Source organism: Veillonella infantium (genome assembly GCF_002959895.1).
GTDB lineage: Bacteria > Bacillota > Negativicutes > Veillonellales > Veillonellaceae > Veillonella > Veillonella infantium.
The window spans coordinates 1-22,185 of record NZ_PPDD01000014.1; the positions used below are offsets into that span (position 1 = coordinate 1).

The window sequence follows — 22,185 nt, forward strand, 5'->3', positions numbered from 1 at the left end:
TCCACCTGTTCCCATCTCGAACACAGTAGTTAAGCTCATAAACGCCGAAAGTACTTGGCTGGAGACGGCCTGGGAGGATAGGAAGCCGCTGATTAACGAAAAGAAAAAGGTCTACCTAAAGGTAGGCCTTTTTCTTTTTGCTAGTCTTCGACTAGCTAACCCTACTAGAGTCGTCTCTAGCCAAGGTTGTAGAGGTTGTATCTATGTACGTGTCCATGTAAGACGGCCCTGGGAAAAGCAGGGCAGTAGAAGATGGAGGAGTGAAACGACGACAGATTCACTGCATCGCTTTCTTCCGAACGTAAGATTTACCGAACTGCGGAGCAGAGAAGGGAAATCCACAGTGAGGAAGCAAGTAGGGCAACCGAAGAGGACTTAGAACTAAGCGACGCAAATGACCCATATGAGTGCTTCCGAACGTAAGATTTACCGAGCTGCGGAGCAGAGAAGGGAAATCCACAGTGAGGATTGATAGGAAGCCGCGGCTAGTGGTAGTATCCAACTCTATCCATACGGTAACGCGGCACAACGTGCCAATGTTACCGAACCGTAAAGCCGCTGTATAACTTTAAATATATGTAAATAACGATCCCTATACTCTTGATCTCCAAGTTTATAGGGCTTTTTTATGTCTATTTTTGCATATTACTAATAAATATTTTCATTCATAGATTAATATGAATATCTTGTGAGGGATTTTCTTGATAATACTAGGTATGTGTGATATTCTCATTATATGCTTAAGTGGATTGGAGTGATTAGTTTATATGTATAAATATGGCAAGAGCTGTATTAAAAAATTATTATGTTTTCTCGCAATATGTATTGCAATTTTAGCTATCTCTTTTGGTGTTATGTGGGGGCTGTCTACTGATTATAAAATCTATGGTGTACCAGTTCTTAATTACCATCAAGTAAACGATGAAAAGCATTCAGCTTTGACTCTTCATGTTGATCAGTTTAGAGAGCAGATGGAGTATTTACATAATCAGGGATACAACACGATTACATTAGATCAATTATATGATTATTTAGAAAATGGTACTGAATTACCGAATAAGCCAATTGTTATTACCTTTGATGATGGCTATGTTGATAACTATAATAATGCATTGCCTATTTTAAAGGAATACAATATGAAGGCTACCTTGTTTATGATTAGTGATGCTGCTAATACGCCTGGTTTTGTTTCTACAGAACAAATGCATAAAATGGAAGCAGGTGGCTTTGATATTCAAGGTCATACTAATCATCATAAGATCTTAACAAAAATTGACCCTACTGAGTTGCCAGATGCTCTGCTTGGAGGGAAGACTTCATTAGAGGGGATTTTAGGTGAGCCCATTGAATATTTAGCATATCCTGGTGGGTTTAACGATATGCTCGTTCAATATGTAACTAAACAGTCTGGTTATAAAATGGCTTTCACAGTACAACCAGGTACAGTACAGCCAGGAGATAATCTATATGCCTTAAATCGATTGGCTATATTCCAAGGTGATACACCATATCTATCGTTCTGGATGCGCCTACATTGTGCACCATTTATTCACTACACATGGGGATTACGTGATTTTTTACGCGATAATGGATGGCCGAGATTAGCATCTATTATTCCGTTATTCTAGGAGGAACTATGTCTTACGAAGTTGTAGCAAGACCTTTACGCGTTGCTGTTTTAACAGTTTCTGATACTCGTACCTTTGAAACCGATAAAGGCGGTAATAAAGTACAAGAGTTTTTAGAACAAGCAGACCATATTGTGGCAGATCGTAAAATTGTTATTGATGATTACGATGAAATTAGAAATGCTATGATCCCATGGTGTAATGATGAAAATATTGATGTTATCATTTCTACAGGTGGCACTGGCATTGCTAAGCGAGATGTGACAATTGAAGCTGCGAATAGCCTCTATGAGAAACATATTCCTGGATTTGGTGAAATCTTTAGATATTTGTCCTATACAGAGGATATTGGTACTAAGGCGATGGCGTCTCGTGCTGAAGCAGGGGTCAACAATAACACCTTGATGTTCTCTGTGCCAGGCTCTGTAGGTGCCGTTACATTAGCTATGAGTAAACTTATCATTCCTGAAATAGCCCATCTCGTTCGAGAAATTACAAAATAATATATTTAGACTGCTCATTCGTGGGCAGTCTTTTTTTGATAATAGAATTCATAATGCTATTTAAGGGACATAAAAATATTCAGATAATACCTTATTAATGGGTATAAAATCTATATATGCTAATTCTCAATATATAAAACAATACCATTGCAGTATTGTTTTATTTCGATTATACTAGATTTAGTAATACGTTTGTCCGAGTGCACGAGAAAGGAGACCTTATGAAGTTAAATCAGGCCACGGATTATGCATTTCGCATGGTCTTGCATATGGCGCTATTACCTTCGGGAATGAAGATAACTGGCTCTGTATTGGCTGAGCAGGAATTGATTCCAGAACGATTTTTGCTTAAGATTATGCGTAGTCTCATTGCAGCTGGGATTATGAAATCCTTTCGCGGTGTAGATGGTGGGTTTGCCCTCAATCGAGATCCTCAAGAGATTTCATTGCTCGATGTAATTAGAGCGGTAGAAGGGGATGCGTATTTACAACGGTGTTTATATGATGTAGGTTCTTGCTCTAAGTCTTGTATGGGGCATTGTGCTATCAATGAGGCTATGGGGACGATTCAGGACCAATTAATTAATCAGTTGGAGCAGGTTAACTTTAAAACGCTTGCTCAACGTGAACAGTTGATTGAGGCTGAAGCGTTGCCATATTCACAAGCGCAATGATACAAGGTTTTTAGTAAAAGCTCATCAAGTGATGTAGGTATTTAATTCTAAGGAGGAAAACACATGTTTGAAGCTGTAGATTTAGCTCGATTACAATTTGCGCTAACATCTATCTATCACTGGTTGTTTGTGCCGTTCACACTAGGCATGACAGTGACTGTAGCTATCTTAGAGTGGACATATGTGTCTACAGGTAAAGAAGTTTACAAAAAAATGGCAAAATTCTGGGGCAAATTGTTCCTAATTAACTTTGCTATGGGTGTGGTAACTGGTATTGTTCAGGAATTCCATTTCGGTATGAACTGGGCAGAATATTCTCGTTTTATGGGTGACATTTTCGGCGCTCCATTGGCCCTTGAAGCATTAATGGCATTTTTCTTGGAATCTACATTCATGGGTGTATGGATCTTCGGCTGGGATCGTTTAAATAAAACTGTTCATGCCCTTGTAGCTACGTTGGTAGCATTAGGTACAAACCTATCTGCATTCTGGATTCTCGTAGCGAACTCCTTCATGCAACATCCTGTAGGTTATGTAATTCGCAATGGCCGTGCAGAAATGGACAATTTCTTAACAATTGTTCAAAACGGCTATGTACCAGGTCAATTCTTCCATATCGTGTTGAATGGTTTATTAACAGCAGGCGTAATTATCATGGCTATCAGTGCATGGCACTTATTGCGCAACAATGCGACAGACTTCTACCGTCGTTCCGCTAAATGGGGCATGGTTATTGCTCTTGTATTTGGTACTTTAGGTGCTTTGGCAGGTCATCATCAAGGTCAATACATTACAAAAGTACAACCTATGAAAATGGCTGCTATGGAAGCATTGTGGGAAACACAAGATCCAGCTCCATTCTCTTTGGTAGCTAATATTGATACTAAAGCTCAAAAGAACACTGGTGCACTTGAAATCCCTGGTGGTTTGTCCTTCTTGACTCAAAACTCCTTTACTTCTGGTAAAGTAGAAGGTATCAAAGATCTTCAAGCTAAATCCGAGGCTCAATATGGTCCTGGTAACTATATTCCAGATGTTCCAGCAATCTTCTGGACATTCCGTATCATGGTTGCAGCTGGTTCCATTATGTTACTTGTTGCATTCGTAGGTCTTATCCTTAATGCAAAAGACAAATTAGTTGGCAATCGCACATTCTTGAAAATTATGTTCTGGACATTGCCATTGCCATTTATCGCTCATTCCACAGGTTGGTTTGTAGCAGAAGCAGGCCGTCAACCATGGCTTGTATATGGCTTGCAATTAACTGCAGACGGTGCTTCTAAAGCCGTTACAGCTCCAGAAATTATGACTACTATCATCGGCTTTACAGTTGTGTACATCGTAGCAGCTATTGCAGCTCTCTACCTTGCTGTAGAACACATCAAAAAAGGTCCAGATGGCAATCCATCTCACGATGTAGTTGAAAAAGAGGAGGCGAGATTATGGAATTAATTTTTAATAACCTTGAAGTGGTATGGTTTATTTTAATTACTGTACTATTCGCTGGCTTCTTCTTATTAGAAGGTTTTGACTATGGTACTGGTATTTTATTACCATTCATCGGTAAAACTGACGTTGAACGTCGTCAAATGATTAATGCCTTGGGTCCTGTTTGGGATGGTAACGAGGTATGGATGATTACCGCAGGTGGTGCATTATTTGCATCCTTCCCTCATGTATATGCTACATTGTTTAGTGGTTTCTATTTAGCGTTATTCTTAATGCTTGCGGCTCTTATTATCCGCGGTGTATCTTTTGAATTCCGCTCCAAGAGCCCTAACTTGTTATGGCGTAAAACTTTTGACTACTGCATCTTCTTCGGTTCCTTGATTCCTGCATTATTGTGGGGCGTTACAGTTGGTAACTTGATTCAAGGTACTCCAATCGATGCAAGCATGACATATGTAGGCACATTCTTTGATTTATTAAGCCCATACACAGTACTTTGCGGTATTGCGTTTATCTTGGTATTCACATATCATGGTGGCTTGTTCACTTCTATTAAAACAGCTGGTGCTGTTTCTGAACGCGCTCGTGCAGCTTCTTTGGTAGTTGGTGTTCCTACTGCAATCGGTGCTTTAGTATTGGTTGCTGCTACATATGTATGTACAGATTTGTTCAACTCTGTATTAGCAATCGTGTGCTTCGCATTAGCAATCGTGTTCTTCCTCATTTCTTGGGGTGCTGCACGTACTCGTAATACAAAATGGGGCTTTGTATTTAGCTCCTTAACTGTTATTTCTGTAACAGCTGCTTACTTTGCAGGTTTGTTCCCTCGCATCATGGTTTCTTCTTTGAATCCTGACTGGAGCTTAACTATTGCAAATGCAGGTAACTCTACTTACACATTGACGTTGATGACTTGTGTAGCCTTCGTATTTGTGCCAATCGTATTGGCTTACCAAATCTGGGTATACTGGACATTCCGTCATCGTGTATCTGAAAAAGACTTACACTATTAATAGAATAGCTTTATAACTCTAGTGAGTTATAAAATTTAGGTCTCAATGTGAGGCGTGTCGTAGCGGCACGCCTCTTTTTTGTGGTAAGATGAATATAATATTGATAAATTTAGATTCATTTGATCGTATATATTGGATTCTAAATTCATATGATTTTTTATATTAACTATATTTACCATAGGGGATACTATGATACAGCGTACCGCCTTTAAAGCGTTGCTAGAACATAAAGGTCAGCTTTTATTACTAGGTTTAACTTGTTTAGTTGAAAGTCTATCCATTGTTGGGCAAGCTTGGTTCTTTGGAACCTTAATTAATAATTTTATATTTTCAGAGAATACCTTACATGATGAAAGGTATTCTATTATCTATTTAGGAATTGCTATTATTGTAAGATTGCTTGCACATTATATACAAGAATCCGTAGCAAATCGATTAGGTAGTGCAGTAAAAGCAACCTTTAGAGAACGGGCCTTAGAGCATATGTTTAAACTTGGTGTGCAACATAAGGAACGCCATGGCGATGTGATACATATGCTTACTGATGGATTAGAGCAAGTAGATGCTTATGTAGCTCGTTATATTCCTCAAATTCTATATGCTATTATGATTCCTCTTATTATGGGTATTGCTATTGTAGATACATTACCTATTATTGGTATCATTCTAATTATCACCGTACCATTAATTCCATTCTTTATGATCTTAATTGGTAAGCAAGCGGATCGTCTTAATAAAGAACAGTGGGAGCGTATGAGTTTCTTATCTGGTCATTTTCTTGATGTATTGCAAGGTATTACAACATTAAAACTTTTTGGCCGTGCGAAGGATCAAATCAAGGTCATTGGTCGTTTATCTGAAGAGTTTAAAGACTCTACTTTGCGTGTGTTGCGTGTGGCGTTCTTATCTGCATTGGTTCTTGAACTTGTAAGTACTATTAGTACGGCTTTGATTGCTGTATACCTGGGCTTAACATTATTGGATGGGGAGATTCCATTCTTTTCCGCCTTCTTTATTTTGTTATTAGCACCAGAGTTCTATACGCCATTTAGACAACTGGGGGCTGCATTCCATACGGGAATGGCAGGGAAGACCTCCATTTTAAAATACGAAGAGTTTATGAATCGCCAGCCATCGTTACCTGTAGGTGGGAAATCTAAACTTCAAGGACCTATACAAGATATTGAAATTAAGGATTTAACCTTTACCTATGAAGATAGTGAAAATGGGGTACAACATATTTCATTAGAGGCTAAACGCAATTCTCCGATAATGCTTGTTGGTGAAAGTGGAGCCGGGAAATCTACAATCGCTCATATTATTGGAGGCTTTTTGACGGCTCCTAAAGGTGCTGTTGTCATTGATGGTCTTGATGTTTGTGACATCGATGTTGAGTGGTGGCGCCACCAAATTACCTATGTATCCCAGCATCCTCATATTATGAAAGGAACCTTACGTGATGTATTATCCTTTGGAATGAATGTAAGTGATGAAGAGATTATAGCGGCATGTAAAGAAGTACAGCTACTGGATGTGATCAATAGACAACAAGAAGGTCTTGATACGGTTATTGGTGAAGGTGGCTTAGGTCTTAGTGGTGGCGAACGTCAACGGGTGGCGTTAGCACGTGCGTTCTTACGAAAAGGACAAGTGTTAATTCTCGATGAGGTAACAGCACATCTTGATGTAAAAACAGAATCTATCATAAGTAGTGCTATCCAACGTTTGATGGAGAATAAAATTGTTATTATTATTGGCCATCGCCTACAAACGATGCACTGGGCTTCTACGTTATACGTTTTAAAACAGGGGCGCATTATTCAACAAGGTTCTTATGAAGAGCTTATTGCGGTAGATGGATATTTTAAAGACCTAGTCATCTCTGGTTTAGGCGAATTTTCTTCAACTATTGAAGAGCAGTTGCAAACAGGAAAATCATTTGATATTCAAGATAGAGATGACCTAGATCATTCAATTCCTGTTGATAAAAAAGGTGCTTATGTACGCGGAAACGATACACATACATCTGAAGTGTCAACGGCTAATATGGGCTTACAAGGATGGCGTTTATTATTCTCTGTATTAAGTCCTGCAAAGTGGTCTTTAGTATTAGCTTTGATTTTTACATTTTTAACGGTATTCATGAATGTAGGGCTTTTAACTGTGTCTGCATGGTTATTGGCTTCAGCTGCATTGCAACCAGGCCTTACTTATTTGAGCCTTGCCATTGTAGGGGTTCGATTCTTCGGCGTTAGCCGTGCCGTATGTCGCTATTTTGAGCGCTATACCTCTCATCGGATGGCATTCCAAGGATTATATGGTTTGCGTGTATGGTTCTATGCTCATTTGGAACCATTAGCACCAGCTATTCTTAAACGCTTTGGTGCGGGGGATATGTTAGGCCGTATTATGGGGGATATAGAAGTATTACAATTCTTCTATTTGCGCACATTAATTCCTCCTGTAGCAGCCATTGCTTTAACTGTTTTAGTAGCCTATGGCGTTTCTACGATTGATAGCACTTTGGTTACGCCTATAGTTTTGGCAGCTTTACTATTAGGTTTGATATTGCCTTTAGTTGTATATGCTCATAATAAACAATCGTTGAAAGCGATTGGACCGCAACAAGGGGAATATAAATCACTATTAAGTGATACTATGGATAGCTTAGAGGATGTCATTAGCTATGGCAATGAAGATTTAGTCTATCATCGTATTCAACATATGATGCATACTGTGGACGCTAATAAGGGTGTTATTGAGCGCGGCATGAACTTAGGAAATACGCTGTTCCTAGGTGGTGTGCAAATTACTGTTGTTATTGTAGCCATATTGGCTGCTAATGCTTTGACAGGTGCTTGGGCTAGTGTTATGGTAGCGGTTGCTGCTATTGGTACACAAGCTTGGTTTGAGGCATTACAACCTATGATTGCTGCCGTTCACCATGGTGCTGAAAGCAAGGTAGCTACGAGTCGTCTCATGGCACTCGCCAATGAGCCAATGCCTGTGGTAGACCCAAAGGCACCAAAACCATTCAATGCTAATCGAGACATTACCTTTACCGATGTATCCTTTGGTTATAATCAGGATCGTTGTATTTATGAACATCTTAGATTAGGCATTAAACAAGGGCAATCAGTTGCCATCGTTGGGGCTAGTGGCTCTGGTAAGACTACATTATTCAATATGCTTGAGCGTTTATATGATTATGGTGGTTCCATCTATGTAGGTGACGTAGAATTAAAGGATATTTCTATCGATACATGGCGTAATGCGTTAGGCACTATTACGCAAGATACATATATCTTCCATGCATCCTTTGAGGATAATATTCGACTAGCAAGGCCGGATGCTTCAGCTACTGATTTAGAGCGTGCTATCGACCGTGCTTCCTTGCGCTCTGTAGTGGATAGATTGCTGGTTGGTCTTAATACGATTGTTGGTAGTGGTGGTCATGGCTTAAGTGGTGGTGAACGCCAAAGGGTTGCATTAGCTCGATTATTCTTGCGAAATCCACAAATCGTTTTATTGGATGAACCATTGGAAGGTTTAGATCAAGTAACGAGAAAGGCTTTACATCGTGATTTGATGGAATATGTAAAGGATAAAACATGCTTATACATTACCCATCAGTTAGAAGGATTAGAGCAAATGGACCGTATCTTATTTATGGATAAAGGTCAAATTATAGAAGATGGAACTTATGAAGAGTTAATTGCGCTTCGTGGTCATTTCTACGAATATTGCTACCTATCTATGGCAAGTATTCAATAAAAATAAATATCAGTTAAATTATCTATTATAGCTATTAACTTATAATAGGCTAAATATTAAACTACAGTAATAAAGCCCCTTTTACTATGTAAAAGGGACTTTATGTATGCCTATATTTAATAGTATATGTAGTAGTCTTTTATCGATAAATCATGCAATATATGGTATAATTTGTATGTCAAAAGCTATTTTTTGTTGCCCTTGGAGGGGTTATGACTAAGATCTTCACCAAAATACGAGCGTTGGTGGATGAAGCATTATCTGATCGTGATACAGCGGTGGATAAGGTGCCTACTATAGAAAAAGCACCTGTAGAACAAGATTTATTCGACCACCGTTTACTATATATAGAAGAAGATACAGTCAATCGTATGTTGCGGGCTGCTCTTCGCAATCATTGGTTATTTTACGCTGTAACATTTGAATTTGAACCAAATAACCAAATATTCCTATCCATTATTACGAAATGGGGGAATGTGATCAATGTGGAATTCACCTTAGAGGATTTATGGTTTGATGATTATTCATCATCCTTTGCGATTCGTCTCGATACAAATAATATAGATACAGGTGGGTTTATTTTAAACTCTATCCTACACTTACTAGGTAACTGGTGCCTCAGTCTCTTTGGTATATTCTTCAATCCTATTGCGCTAGGTGAGAAGGGGTCTACTATGCGTTTTGAGAAAAAGGGGATTATCCAGTTTGATTTATTACCAAATACTCAAGTAAAGAAATTCATACCTTTACCAGAGCGACATATCGGCAGTAATGGCCCTGTGTTGTTGGGGAACCCTCGTACTAGTCAATCCGTTTTACAGTTAGATTACTATGCGTTTCACGATCCAGTAGACACATTTACTGTACCAGATGTACCAACCCGTACTAGCTGGCTTCGCTCTATTGATATTGCGGCAGTTCTCTTATTGCCAATCGGCGTGTGGATTACCTTTATTATCTTGCATCACTACTTACCTACAGAAACGTTAGAGTTCTCATTCTCTACATATTTCTTGATTTCTTTAGGGATTTTTATCATTTCCTTCTTGGTTATGAATATTCCTAGATATCTGTATATGTACTTTGATTCTCGGAAACAGTGGCAAAGTGCCTTTGTACATAATAATATTAAGATTCAAATGCGCAAATTACATCGTCGTATTTTCATGCAGCAAGCTACACTCACATCTGATTGTGACGAATGTACTGCTAATGAAAGCCAAGAGCGCATTAAGCATTTGTTATTGCAAATTCGGGATAAGCGGTTCCTTGCAAATCGACTCAAAATTGCTGATGATGATAGAATGCGCAAGCAGAAGGTTAAGTTTATTATCGCCTATATTGGTTGTACATTAATTGAATTGATGCTGCTCATGAATTACTAGGCATTGATTATTAAATAACAGCATATGTTATGGTATAAATAAAAAACGTATCTCTTAATAGAGATACGTTTTTTATTATGTTTGTTTTATGTTTTACCGTTTTTTACGACGTTTTCGAACGGTTTTTCTAATTTCTCGTTCTGATTCAGATCCTGGTTGTTGCATTGACTCGTAAGTTGGTCGATTGACAGGCATAAAAGGAGGATTTCCGTATTGGTTTGGTTCCGGTTGTCCCGGCAATACCCAGAAGAGGAAACCGATGAGCCATACGAAAAGCTCCAGTAAGTAATTGAATGGAGATACAGCAGAGTAAGTATTGATGAAAATAATAATTACTGACCAGAGAATCCCGGCCCATGCATTAAAGCCGATATCGTGAATACGACGGCCAAATAAGATGCAGGACAATGGGAAGAGTGTTGCTAATAAAATCCATATGATGACCCGTGTAAACCAATAAGCTGGTAAGGATACGACAAAGTCTAAGAATAGATCATCGATGTAATGAACGATGTGGAATAAAATCATTAGTACGATAAAACATATGATAAATTGAAGTCGATTTAATCGTCCCGTTAGATTAAAAATCGATAGGCCCATACGTCGACCTTGGAATGCGATGAGCAAACCTACAGTACATATGAGCAGTGTTCGTAATACAACATAGAGTAAATCCATAAGTTCCCCTTTATTTATAGCTTATAGTTGAGTTAATTCTGGCAAGACTAGCTCAAATGCTACACCTTGTTTCATAGATTTTACAGTATCTACTGTGGCTTGAATCGCCTTGGTAGTAAAATTCATTGCTAACTCTGCCGCATCATAAGGTGAATATCCCCTCATTACTGCACCGGATAATACAGCAGTAAAGATATCCCCAGTTCCTGTAGCTTTCACAGGGATAAGAGGAATATCATAAGTTTTTAAATAATCAGTTGGCCCATCATAGACAGCGATAACCGCATGCGTTTCCGATGGTACGCTGGTCATGATAACCATGTCAGGCCCCATTTGGTACAGCCTTTTGCAACGATCACGCAATTCATCATCGCTAATAGGATCTGTAGAAAATGGAATATCTAATAAGAAACAAGCCTCCGTGTAATTAGGCTTTACAATATGAGCCTTGGAAACAAGTTGGCGCATAGCTACTACCATATCAGGTGTATAAATAGAATAGAGGCGACCATCATCCGCCATAGCTGGATCGACGATAATCATTTGTCCCTTATTACCGAAACGATCGATGGCTTCTTCCACGAGATGAATTTGTTCTGGTGATGCCAAGAAACCACTTACAATAGCGTGAAAGTCGATTTCGTTTTTATCCCAGCAGTCCATAAAATCTCTCATATGTGCCGATAAATCTACAAACTCGTAGTGTGGATATTCTAAGTGATTACTCAATACAGCTGTTGCCAATGGAACCGCTTGGCAACGCATAGCGCTGATGATTGGAATCATAACGGTTAGGGCACAACGGCCGATGGAGCTCATGTCTTGAATTGTTAAGACTCTAGGTACTTCTGTCATAGACACCTCCAAAATACTATATATTTTATTGTACGTTATGTAGGGCGTTCTGTAAATGTAATGATGTTATTCATGAAATTAACTTCATAATGTAGTATAATAAAACAGATAGACTTTTTATGGAGGATAGTGACAATGACAAGGTATGTATTTCGACGTCTAGGTGGCGCAATCATAATCTTATGGGTCATCATTACCGTAACGTTTGCATTAATGCATGCAATACCGGGGGGACCTTTTACGACTGAAAAGAAATTACCACCTCAGGTGAAAGCAAGTATTGAAGCAAAGTATCATCTTGATGATCCTGTATGGAAACAGTATGGTGATTATTTAGGTGGTGTTATTACCGGCGATTTGGGACCATCATATAAGTATGAAGGTCGTAGTGTGAACGATATTATCAGTGATGCATTCCCAATTTCTGCGCAGCTCGGTTTATTATCATTAATGGTGGCTGTAGTAGGTGGTATTGCAGCGGGTGCTATTAGTGCTATGCGCCCTAATGGTATCGTTGATTATGCGGTTACCGTATTATCTACCATTGGTATTTCTGTGCCTACATTTATTATAGGTGCCGTTCTTGTATATGTGGTGGGCTTTGAACTGGGATGGTTCCCAGTGGCCTTATGGCGTGGTCCATCTTATATGGTTCTACCAGTGTTGACGTTAGCAGCACAACCTATGGCATTCATTGCACGCTTAACGCGCAGTGGCTTGCTAGATGTGTACCAACAAGAATATATCCGTACAGCTCGCGCCAAAGGTTTGGGTTCTTGGACTATTTTGACTCGTCATGCATTAGGCAATGCTATTTTGCCAGTTATTACGTACTTGGGACCATTGGCTGCTAGCCTTTTGACAGGTAGCTTTATCGTAGAAACAATCTTTGCTATTCCGGGCCTTGGACAGTATTTTGTAACGTCCATTTACAACCGCGACTATACGGTTATCCTTGGCATTACGATTTTCTATAGTGCTCTTGTAGTATTTCTTAATATTTTGGTGGATATGATTTATCCGTTAATTGATCCACGTGTTACGACAGAGGAGGGGACAGATGAATAAGGAAGATTTTTTACCTATTGAACGAACTCCTCAAGAAGAAATTACAAGCTTTATAAAACGTCCTAGTAAATGGGCGAGATTTAAGGTGAATCGCTTAGCTGTAGTAGGTGCAACCATCATTTTGGTTATGATTGTGTTGGCTATTTTAGGCCCCCTTATTTCTCCGTATACTTATGCGGATCAATCCCTAATCGATGCGAACCAAAGTCCGAGCTTTAGTCATTGGTTTGGCACAGATACATTGGGCCGCGATATTTATACGCGCGTTATGTACGGCGCTCGCATTTCCTTAACTATCGGTTTTGTAGCGGCTTTCATCAATCTTGTTATTGGTGTTACCTATGGCGGTATTGCAGGTTACCTTGGTGGCAAGGTTGACCGCATCATGATGGGCATCGTGGATGTTTTGTACGGTATTCCACTTTTACTTTACGTAATTTTGTTGATGGTTGTACTTGGCCCTGGTTTAACGTCTATTTTCGTAGCATTGGGCATTGCGTACTGGCTCAATATGGCCCGTATCGTACGTAGCCAAATTTTGAAAGTTAAAAATGAAGAATACATCATTGCTGCTGAAGCGATGGGTATTCCCAAATATCGCATTTTATTGCGTCATATTTTGCCAAACTGCGTGGGACCAATCATCATTACATTGACATTGGCCATCCCAGAGGCTATTTTTACAGAAGCATTCCTTAGTTTCATCGGTTTAGGTGTTAATGCACCTATGGCGAGCTGGGGTGTACTCGCTTCTGAAGGGATTAGTAGCATGCGCTCTTATCCATTCCAATTGATTTTCCCTGCTGTTGCCATTAGCGTTACCATGCTTGGTTTCGCATTCCTTGGCGATGGCTTACGTAATGTGTTAGACCCTAAGGAAGGAGATAGATAATGAATAACGCAATTGTTGATGTGCGCAATGTGTCCATTACGATCGATACCTTCCAAGGCCCTTTACGGGTTATTCGCAATCAAGATATCTCCTTACAGCCAGGTGAGATTTTAGGTATTGTTGGTGAATCAGGCTGTGGTAAATCTGTACTAGTTAATTCCTTAATGGGATTGCTACCATATGGTAAAACAAAAATTAAAGCCGATACATTTATGATAGATGGCAATGATTGCCTTGAATTTACTGAAGATGACTGGAATGAACTCCGCGGTACTACTGTTGCCATGGTATTCCAAGACCCTATGACATCTTTGAATCCAATCATGACGATTGGGGAACAAATGTATGAGGTTATCCATCGTACCAATGCGTATGGTGACGATTATGATGAACGAGCGATTGCCATCGACTTATTAAAGAAGATGGGCCTTTCAACACCGGAAAGACGATTATCTCAATATCCTCATGAGTTGAGCGGTGGTATGCGCCAACGCGTATGTATCGCCATGGCTGTCGCTGGTCGTCCAAAGGTTTTGATTTGTGATGAACCGACAACGGCTCTAGATATTACAACAGAGGCTCAAATCTTGCGCCTTATGCAAACTTTAGCTGTAGAAGCTGGTATTGGCATTATCTTTATTTCTCATAACCTCCGCGTTATTGCTCAAATCTGCGATCGTGTTATGGTTATGTATGCTGGCAAATGTGTTGAATCTGCTACGGTAGAAGGTATCTTTAATGAACCTCGTCATCCGTATACATTGGGCTTGTTACTCGCTTTACCACAAGGTAAATGGCATGGTGAATTAAAAGCCGTTGAAGGTCAACCGCCAGATCTGTTTGATTTACCACGAGGGTGTGCATTTAATCCACGGTGTAAGTGGGCTATGCGTATCTGTGGTAATCGTATTCCTATGGTTACAAATGTTGGTGAAAATCATCAATTTACATGTTGGTTAGCTAAGTTGGAGGGACTTTAATGAGTTACGTATGGGAAACTGACAACCTCGTTAAAGAGTTCACTCTGTCAGGTGGTTTATTTAAGCCAAAACACACGGTACACGCTGTACAAGGCGTGAGTCTATATCAATCACCAGGGGAAACCCTCGGTATCGTAGGTGAGTCAGGTTGTGGTAAATCCACATTTGGCTACACGTTGATGGGCTTACATCAAGCTACATCAGGTTCTATTTATATGAATGGGCGCCAAATTGATCCCTACGTGGATCGTAAAGCTGTTCATCCTGTGATGCAAATGGTATTCCAAAACCCTTATGCATCTCTTAATCCACGTCTTACGGTTAATGCGATTCTAGAGGAACCATTGGAGCTAGATCCAAAATATACACCTCGCGATCGTGTTATTCGTGTAAAAGAAGTGCTTGATCAAGTTGGTTTGAACATGTCCTTTGGTGAGCGTTATGCTCATGAATTGTCAGGTGGCCAACGTCAACGTATCGGTATTGCACGGGCTCTCATTATGCAGCCACAGTGTATCATCTGTGATGAACCGATTTCAGCACTAGATGTATCCATTCAAGTACAAATTATGACCTTGCTTGAGAGATTACAAGAACAACATGGTATTTCGTACCTCTTTATTTCTCATGATTTAAATATGGTGCGATACATTAGTCATCGCATGGTGGTTATGTACTTAGGTGCTGTTATGGAAGAAGGTCCAGCGTTGGATTTATACGAATTCCCACAACATCCGTATACTCGTGCTTTGACCGCCTTAAACGGTCCTGTTATACCGCATGCTCCAATTGGAGCACCGCTTAAAGGGGACCCACCAAATCCACTAAATCCACCAAAAGGTTGTTTGTTTAGTGGTCGATGCCCAGAGGCAGAGGGGCGTTGCTTTACTGAACGTCCGCCTCTTCGTGATTGGGCAGATCGCCGCATCGCATGCTGGCACATATAATGGGAGAATAGTATGGAAAAGTTACTTGTTGGCAAGTCCTTAGAACATCAACTCGATACAGTTATCAAAGAATTAGCACCAAAGGGGAACATATCCTATGTAGTGCTTCAATTTGACGACGAAGAGGAACCGACTATTATCGCTTCTAAAGGGGAAGATACGGTACACTCTAGTGCAAGTTTGATTAAGGTACTCATTATGGAGTATGTATTCCATTTAGCTCGTACAGAGCAGTTGGACCTTAATGATACAGTTCCTCTATCTAGAACACCGCGTGTTGAAGGCGGTGGTGCATTACAAGAATTGATAGCAAAGCATAGCTTTACGTATCTTGAGTTATGCCGTCTTATGATGGTTCTCAGCGATAATATTGCAACAAATTTGCTCATTACAGTTCTTGGAATGGAAAATATCAATGCTCGTGCAGAACAGCTTGGTGTAGATGAGATAGAACTTAATCGCATGATGATGGACTTTGAAGCTCTCGCCGAAGGCCGTGATAATCGTATGACTGCTATGGCGTTAGCTCGCCTTTATAAACACATTTTTGAATGTCGCGATAGAGATGCTTATGGCCGAGAAATGTGGAATATTTTAGGTCGCCAACAATTCCGTGATATCTTGCCATTTTATTGGGGTGAAGATACCCGCTTTCACCATAAAACAGGATCCCTTGATCGTGTAGAGCACGATGGGGGCGTATTAGAAACATTTAGAGGTCATTTCTGCTTTATCCTCTTGATGAGCGATATCGATAATGACCGAGGTAAAGAGTTAGGCGCTCGAGTAGGGCGTATCATGAAAGAATTTGTAGAGGAAGCATTGCCATGATGGATAAACGAAATTTGTTAAAACTCATGGTCCTTGCTCTTGGGGTGAGTGTGCTCTTATTTGTATTTGGTTATCCTCGCGGGGAACAACCAATTGATGAGCATACCATTCGATATGTTATTGAGCAGGAACCATCCACATTGGATCCAGCAAAGTCTACTACCTCTCCGGAGCATACAGTTCAACTTCAATTATTTGACGGTTTAGTTCGTTTAAATGATGAAAGTGAACCAGAGGCAGCACTTGCTAAAAGCTGGGATATTTCTGATGATGGTCGCGAGTATACCTTCCATTTACGACCTGATTTGAAATGGTCTAATGGAGAGCCTTTGACGGCTCATGACTTTGAATACGCGTGGAAACGCGTATTAGACCCTGAAGTCCATGCGGACAATGCATATATGTTATATGTATTAAAAAATGGCGAAGCCTTTAATAATGGTGATACTACAGCTGATGATGTTGGCGTTAAGGCCACTGATGATAATACATTAGTAGTTACTTTAGAGAATCCAACAGCGTATTTCTTAAAATTACTAGCTTCTCATAGCTATTATCCAGTGAGTCAAAAAGCTGTAGAGGCTCATGAAAACTGGGCTGCCAATGCAGATACATTTGTATCTAATGGTCCATACCGCTTACTATCCTGGAAGCATAATGGAGAAATGGATTTCATTAAGAATCCTGACTATTGGGATGCAGATTCTGTAAAAACAGAGAAAATGAATTGGCCTATTAGTGAATCCCAAAGCACACGCCTTACATTGGTTGAAGGTGGCGAAGCAGATATGACGGTTGAGCCTCCTGTAGCGGACCAAAAACGCTTAGAAGAGGCAGGTCTATTACATATTGGACCTATGCTTGGTAACTATTATTACGTATTCAATGTAAAAGCAGAACCGTTCACAGATCCTGAGGTACGTAAAGCTTTCTCCATGGTTATCAACCGTGCTAACATCGTTAACAATATTGTTCGCGGTGGTAAAGAGGCGGCCTATGCCTTTGTTCCTTACGGCATGCTTGAAAGTAATGGACGTGAAGACTTCCGTGAAGCGGGTAGCTATCTTGTTTATGAAGATGTAGAACAAGCTAAAGAAATCTTGAAAAACGCTGGCTATGATAAAAATCATCCATTGCCTCCAATTACGATTTTGTATAATACAAGTGAATTACATAAAGCGATTGCCGAAGCTGTACAAGATGCTTGGGTCAATGCATTTGGTGCAGATGTGCGCTTACAAAATCAAGAGACAAAGGTATTCTTAGCCGACCGCGAAGCTGGTAAATACCAAGTTGCTCGTGCTTCTTGGGTTGCGGATTACAGTGATCCACAAAACTTCTTAGAAGTATTCTCTGCTGAAGACAATGATAGTCAGTACCATAGTGATGATTATAACGAGTTAATCGCTCGTATTCGTACGACACCAAATGGGGCTGAACGGGATGCGTTGATGCATAAAGCAGAACAGATGATTTTTGATGAATCTCTAGTAATGCCATTGTATTTCACAACACAACCATATGTAACAAATGGAAGTATTCAAAATTATTTCTGGACTACATTGGGCCTTGTTGACTTTAAAAAAGCATACAAATAAGATACACTTAAGACGTACACTATGTGTACGTCTTTTGTTGTATTTTATGAGGACATATGAACTGGATTGAACCAAAGCGCTTAGCACCGGGCCTGACTATAGGAATCATGGCACCTGCCAGTGCAAGCAATGAAGATTTACATAGAATAGAAGAAATTTGTAACCTCAGGGGCTATAATGTGCTCTTTGGTGAAAGTGCACATCGTAAAGGACTCTATGGTGGTACACCAGAGGAGCAAGCCCAAGAGTTTCAATATATGATGACCACCGCACCTTGTGATGCGGTGCTAGCTTTGCGCGGTGGTTACGGAACGATGCGTTATCTAGATTTGTTAGATTATAAGGCCATACGTAAATATCGTAAGGCTTTTATAGGGTATAGTGATTGTACAGCTCTTCATATGGCTATTAATCGATATAGCCGACTTATTACCTATCACGGGCCGATGGGCGTCGACTTTAAAGAAGAACGTAAGGCAGATATAGATGCTTTATTTGTAGCTGTAGAAGGTAAATTACAAGTCATAGAACCATTACCTGAACCGCCGCGTGGTGCCATTGGTACTGAGCTAGGGGAAGGGATTTTACAGGGCGGCAATATGACGATGCTATCAATGTTGTGCGGAACACCTTATTTTTTAGAGGAGAAATCTTGGGAGGATACCTTACTATTCATTGAAGATGTAGGGGAAGCACCGTATAAGCTAGATCGCATGTTACAACAATTTCGCCTCAGTGGTTTGTTGAGTCGCATAAAAGGACTGGTCATCGGTACATTTACAGATTGCGAAGGTGACGAAGATGAACGGGATTATGATTTAGGCTATGAAGCACTACGATATATGGAAGATAATCGAGATCCTAAATTACCAGAACCTTTTGTATGCTATGTACCAACAGGTCATGGAACGCCGCATCAAACACTACCATTAGGTGCAACGATTAACTTTAGATACATTTCAAACACTATCATTATTCATCCCTATTCGAAATAGACGGACTCTTCTTAGATAGAATACATAATAAATAGAATACATAGTAAACACTATAGATAGAATATTTCATAGACAGTATAGACTAGATATTATAAAGGGGAGTTATGACATTACAAGAACGAGAAGCGCAAGCTTGTGCCATTATAGATGCTATGGCACATGAGTTGCGTAAGCTTTCATTATATTTACACGATAATCCAGAATTGGGGTTAGAAGAGCATAAAGCAGTTAATGTAATTAATCAATTTTTAGAGAACCATAATTTTACATCTCAAGTGGGTTTAACTGATCTGCCAGAGTTACAAACTGCATTACGGAGCGACTATAATTGTGAGGCACCACATAAAATGGCCTTTTTAGGCGAGTATGATGCATTACCTGAACTAGGGCATGGCTGTGGTCATAATCTCATCGCTATGATGAGTTTAGGTGCTGCTGTTGCTTTTAGTCAAAGTGCACCACAGGATTGGGGTGTGACATTCTTTGGCTGCCCTGCAGAGGAGACCATTGGTGGTAAGGTGTATATGGCTGAGGCGGGACTTTTTAAGGGCTATGAGGCAGCACTTATCATTCATCCGGGCGGTGAAAATGAGGTAGGTGGCACATCATTAGCAACACATCCCCTAGAGGTTACCTTCCACGGGCGGTCTTGTCATATAGCTTCACTTACTGACACTGGTATTAATGCGTTAGACTGCGGGGTAGATTTATATCAAAGAATCAAAGAGCTAAAGAAAACATTCCCTAAGGGGGCTATTGTAGGTGCCATCTTTACCGAAGCTGGTACGGCGCCGAACGTAGTAACTCCTAAGGCGACAATTCGTATGACTGTTCGCGGTAGAACGGTAGATGATTTAGAAGGTATTATTTTGCCTGCTATTAAAGAGGCTGCTCAAGAGATTGCAGTTTCTTATGGTGCTCAAGTTGAAATGCATCACTATGAGCCACTCTTTAAGGATATGCGTCAAGATAAACGGTTATTAGATCTCTTTACAGAGGTAATGACCGAGTTTGATGAAGCGCCTCGTATCTTGCCTGATGATGAGGCAGATGGTAGCACTGATGTAGGGAATGTATCTTATGAAGTACCAACAGCGCAACCTACATTACAGATTGGATTAGGTTTAGAAGCGCATACGCCAGAGTTTACATGTGCAGCTGGTTCTGACTATGGATTGGCACAAGCGATTAAGGGCGCTAAGATTATGGCTGTTGTAGCCTTGCGTTATGCGATGCATAAGTGATGTTCAATTTTTGACATATAGAGGTCAAAAAGGTACAATAGATATAATATTTAAGTAAGTATGAAACAAGCCGTCTTCAACAAGACGGCTTTTATTCCGGTGGAGATAGATATGAGTGTTTTAACCGTTTCAAATGTAACCCATGGTTTTGGAGCGCGACAAATTTTAGATGATGCATCATTTCGTTTGTTAAAAGGCGAACACGTAGGCCTTATTGGGGCTAATGGTGAAGGTAAGTCTACGTTCCTAAATATCATTACAGGTAAAATACCGCCTGACGAAGGTAAAATTGAATGGTCCAACCAAGTAACAGTAGGTTATTTGGATCAACATGCAGTGCTCGAAAAGGGCATGACTATTCGCGATGTATTACAACGGGCTTTCGATGATTTGTTCGTTATGGAGCAAAATATTAACGATGCCTACAATCGCATGGGTGATGTGTCCGAAGATGAAATGAATAAGCTTCTCGAGCAAGTTGGGGAATGGCAAGAAATTCTTGAACAACGTGGGTTCTATGAAATTGACGCGGTTATTGAGCGTACAGCTTCTGGTTTGGGCCTTACAGATATCGGCTTAGATCGAGATGTTACAGAGCTCAGTGGTGGTCAACGTACTAAAGTGTTACTTACTAAACTGTTACTAGAGAAACCGACAATTTTATTGTTGGACGAACCTACAAACTATCTTGATGTGGAGCATATTCAATGGTTGCAAAACTATTTGCAGAACTATGAAAATGCGTTCATCTTGATTTCTCATGATATGGAGTTCTTAAATTCCGTAGTTAATGTCATTTATCATATTGAGCAAGCAGTACTTACTCGATATACTGGTGATTATCATCAGTTCCAAGCTGCTTACGAAGTGAAAAAGGCACAAGCTGCCAAGGCTTATGAGCGTCAACAACAAGAGATTGAGCGTATGGAGGACTTTATTCAACGTAATAAAGCTCGTGTAGCAACGCGTGGTATGGCAAATTCTCGAGCTAAACGGTTAGAGAAAATGGAAATTTTGGAAAAGCCAAAAGAGTACATTAAACCAAGTTTTGGTTTTAAAGAAGGCCGTACGCCAAGTCGTTTTATTGTAGAGGCCTTTGGTTTGGAATTAGGCTATGATGAACCGTTGACTCGACCAGTGGATTTTCAAATTGAAAGAAATAAAAAAATCGCTATTCGTGGCGTTAATGGTCTAGGTAAGACAACATTGTTGAAAACAATTTTAGGTTTATTAAAGCCTGTAAGTGGTGAGTTGGTAAAAGGTGAATTCTTACAAATAGGCTATTTCGCTCAAGAGGATACACCATCCAATTCTGAAACTGCACTAGACTATATTTGGAACGAATATCCGGCAATGACTAATGCAGAGGTGCGTGCAGCGCTTGCTCGTTGTGGCCTTACTAACGAGCATATTACATCGCAAATGCGCGTGTTATCTGGTGGTGAGAATGCAAAGGTTCGCTTATGTAAACTGATGCAAAATAAGTACAATGTACTCGTATTAGACGAACCAACGAATCACTTGGACATTTATGCAAAAGAAGAACTGAGTCGTGCTTTGCGTGAGTTCAAAGGAACTATCGTTTTAGTAAGTCATGAACCTGAATTTTATAAAGATTGGGTTACGGATATTTGGAATATTGAGGATTGGACGACGAAAATCGTTTAGGAG

At 40.0% G+C, this 22,185-nt stretch carries 18 protein-coding genes and 1 rRNA gene; 17 read left to right on the forward strand and 2 right to left on the reverse strand.

Annotation, left to right across the window (positions count from 1 at the left end; all coding sequences use genetic code 11):
- The 8 genes from rrf to VCHSUH03_RS08560 all read left to right on the forward strand — a co-directional run.
- A 5S ribosomal RNA gene (rrf, locus tag VCHSUH03_RS08525) occupies positions 1–94 on the forward strand; the annotation flags it as partial.
- 673 nt (positions 95–767) lie between these two features.
- Positions 768–1,628 carry a polysaccharide deacetylase family protein gene (locus tag VCHSUH03_RS08530; RefSeq protein WP_105094732.1) on the forward strand — a complete coding sequence of 287 codons (861 nt, stop codon included), beginning with the start codon at positions 768–770 and terminating at the stop codon, positions 1,626–1,628.
- Between the two features lie 8 nt (positions 1,629–1,636).
- Entirely contained in the window at positions 1,637–2,131 is a 495-nt protein-coding gene (locus VCHSUH03_RS08535; RefSeq protein WP_105094733.1) for a MogA/MoaB family molybdenum cofactor biosynthesis protein, read from the forward strand.
- A gap of 221 nt (positions 2,132–2,352) precedes the next feature.
- Positions 2,353–2,805 (forward strand): RrF2 family transcriptional regulator, encoded by a 453-nt coding sequence (locus tag VCHSUH03_RS08540; RefSeq protein ID WP_105094734.1) that lies wholly within the window; start codon positions 2,353–2,355, stop codon positions 2,803–2,805.
- A gap of 63 nt (positions 2,806–2,868) precedes the next feature.
- Positions 2,869–4,257: a cytochrome ubiquinol oxidase subunit I gene (locus VCHSUH03_RS08545; protein WP_005387190.1), complete on the forward strand. Its 1,389-nt coding sequence runs from the start codon at positions 2,869–2,871 to the stop codon at positions 4,255–4,257.
- Positions 4,248–5,267, forward strand: coding sequence for a cytochrome d ubiquinol oxidase subunit II (gene cydB / locus VCHSUH03_RS08550; protein ID WP_005387191.1), 1,020 nt, complete (start codon positions 4,248–4,250; stop codon positions 5,265–5,267). The genes VCHSUH03_RS08545 and cydB overlap by 10 nt, the downstream gene beginning before the upstream one ends.
- Positions 5,268–5,456: 189 nt before the next feature.
- A complete protein-coding gene (gene cydD, locus VCHSUH03_RS08555; RefSeq protein ID WP_105094735.1) occupies positions 5,457–9,041 on the forward strand; it encodes a thiol reductant ABC exporter subunit CydD in 3,585 nt (1,194 codons plus the stop codon).
- Positions 9,042–9,253: 212 nt separating this feature from the next.
- Complete coding sequence (locus VCHSUH03_RS08560; RefSeq protein WP_105094736.1) at positions 9,254–10,426, forward strand: hypothetical protein; 1,173 nt, start codon at positions 9,254–9,256, stop codon at positions 10,424–10,426.
- 93 nt (positions 10,427–10,519) lie between these two features.
- On the opposite strand, the gene VCHSUH03_RS08565 is transcribed toward VCHSUH03_RS08560, so the two are convergent.
- The gene (locus VCHSUH03_RS08565) at positions 10,520–11,104 is read right to left on the reverse strand and encodes a DUF805 domain-containing protein (protein WP_105090270.1); all 585 of its coding nucleotides are present in this window, start codon (positions 11,102–11,104) and stop codon (positions 10,520–10,522) included.
- A 21-nt stretch (positions 11,105–11,125) separates the two neighbouring features.
- A complete protein-coding gene (locus VCHSUH03_RS08570; RefSeq protein WP_005387198.1) occupies positions 11,126–11,959 on the reverse strand; it encodes a pyridoxamine kinase in 834 nt (277 codons plus the stop codon).
- A gap of 135 nt (positions 11,960–12,094) precedes the next feature.
- On the opposite strand from VCHSUH03_RS08570, the gene VCHSUH03_RS08575 reads away from it, so the two are divergent.
- From VCHSUH03_RS08575 to VCHSUH03_RS08615, 9 genes are all read left to right on the forward strand, one after another.
- Complete coding sequence (locus VCHSUH03_RS08575; protein ID WP_105094737.1) at positions 12,095–13,027, forward strand: ABC transporter permease; 933 nt, start codon at positions 12,095–12,097, stop codon at positions 13,025–13,027.
- On the forward strand, positions 13,020–13,919 hold the full coding sequence (locus tag VCHSUH03_RS08580) for an ABC transporter permease (RefSeq protein ID WP_005387203.1): 900 nt from the start codon (positions 13,020–13,022) through the stop codon (positions 13,917–13,919). The genes VCHSUH03_RS08575 and VCHSUH03_RS08580 overlap by 8 nt, the downstream gene beginning before the upstream one ends.
- Positions 13,919–14,899 carry an ABC transporter ATP-binding protein gene (locus VCHSUH03_RS08585; protein WP_105094738.1) on the forward strand — a complete coding sequence of 327 codons (981 nt, stop codon included), beginning with the start codon at positions 13,919–13,921 and terminating at the stop codon, positions 14,897–14,899. Before VCHSUH03_RS08580 ends, VCHSUH03_RS08585 begins: the two co-directional genes overlap by 1 nt.
- The gene (locus tag VCHSUH03_RS08590) at positions 14,899–15,846 is read left to right on the forward strand and encodes an ABC transporter ATP-binding protein (protein WP_105086142.1); all 948 of its coding nucleotides are present in this window, start codon (positions 14,899–14,901) and stop codon (positions 15,844–15,846) included. Before VCHSUH03_RS08585 ends, VCHSUH03_RS08590 begins: the two co-directional genes overlap by 1 nt.
- Positions 15,847–15,858: 12 nt before the next feature.
- Positions 15,859–16,677: a serine hydrolase gene (locus tag VCHSUH03_RS08595; protein ID WP_105094739.1), complete on the forward strand. Its 819-nt coding sequence runs from the start codon at positions 15,859–15,861 to the stop codon at positions 16,675–16,677.
- On the forward strand, positions 16,674–18,275 hold the full coding sequence (locus VCHSUH03_RS08600) for a peptide ABC transporter substrate-binding protein (protein WP_105094740.1): 1,602 nt from the start codon (positions 16,674–16,676) through the stop codon (positions 18,273–18,275). The genes VCHSUH03_RS08595 and VCHSUH03_RS08600 overlap by 4 nt, the downstream gene beginning before the upstream one ends.
- A 56-nt stretch (positions 18,276–18,331) precedes the next feature.
- On the forward strand, positions 18,332–19,270 hold the full coding sequence (locus tag VCHSUH03_RS08605) for a S66 peptidase family protein (RefSeq protein WP_105094741.1): 939 nt from the start codon (positions 18,332–18,334) through the stop codon (positions 19,268–19,270).
- A 104-nt stretch (positions 19,271–19,374) separates the two neighbouring features.
- On the forward strand, positions 19,375–20,514 hold the full coding sequence (locus tag VCHSUH03_RS08610; RefSeq protein WP_105094742.1) for an amidohydrolase: 1,140 nt from the start codon (positions 19,375–19,377) through the stop codon (positions 20,512–20,514).
- A gap of 111 nt (positions 20,515–20,625) precedes the next feature.
- The gene (locus VCHSUH03_RS08615) at positions 20,626–22,182 is read left to right on the forward strand and encodes an ABC-F family ATP-binding cassette domain-containing protein (protein WP_105094743.1); all 1,557 of its coding nucleotides are present in this window, start codon (positions 20,626–20,628) and stop codon (positions 22,180–22,182) included.
- Positions 22,183–22,185 lie beyond the last annotated feature (3 nt).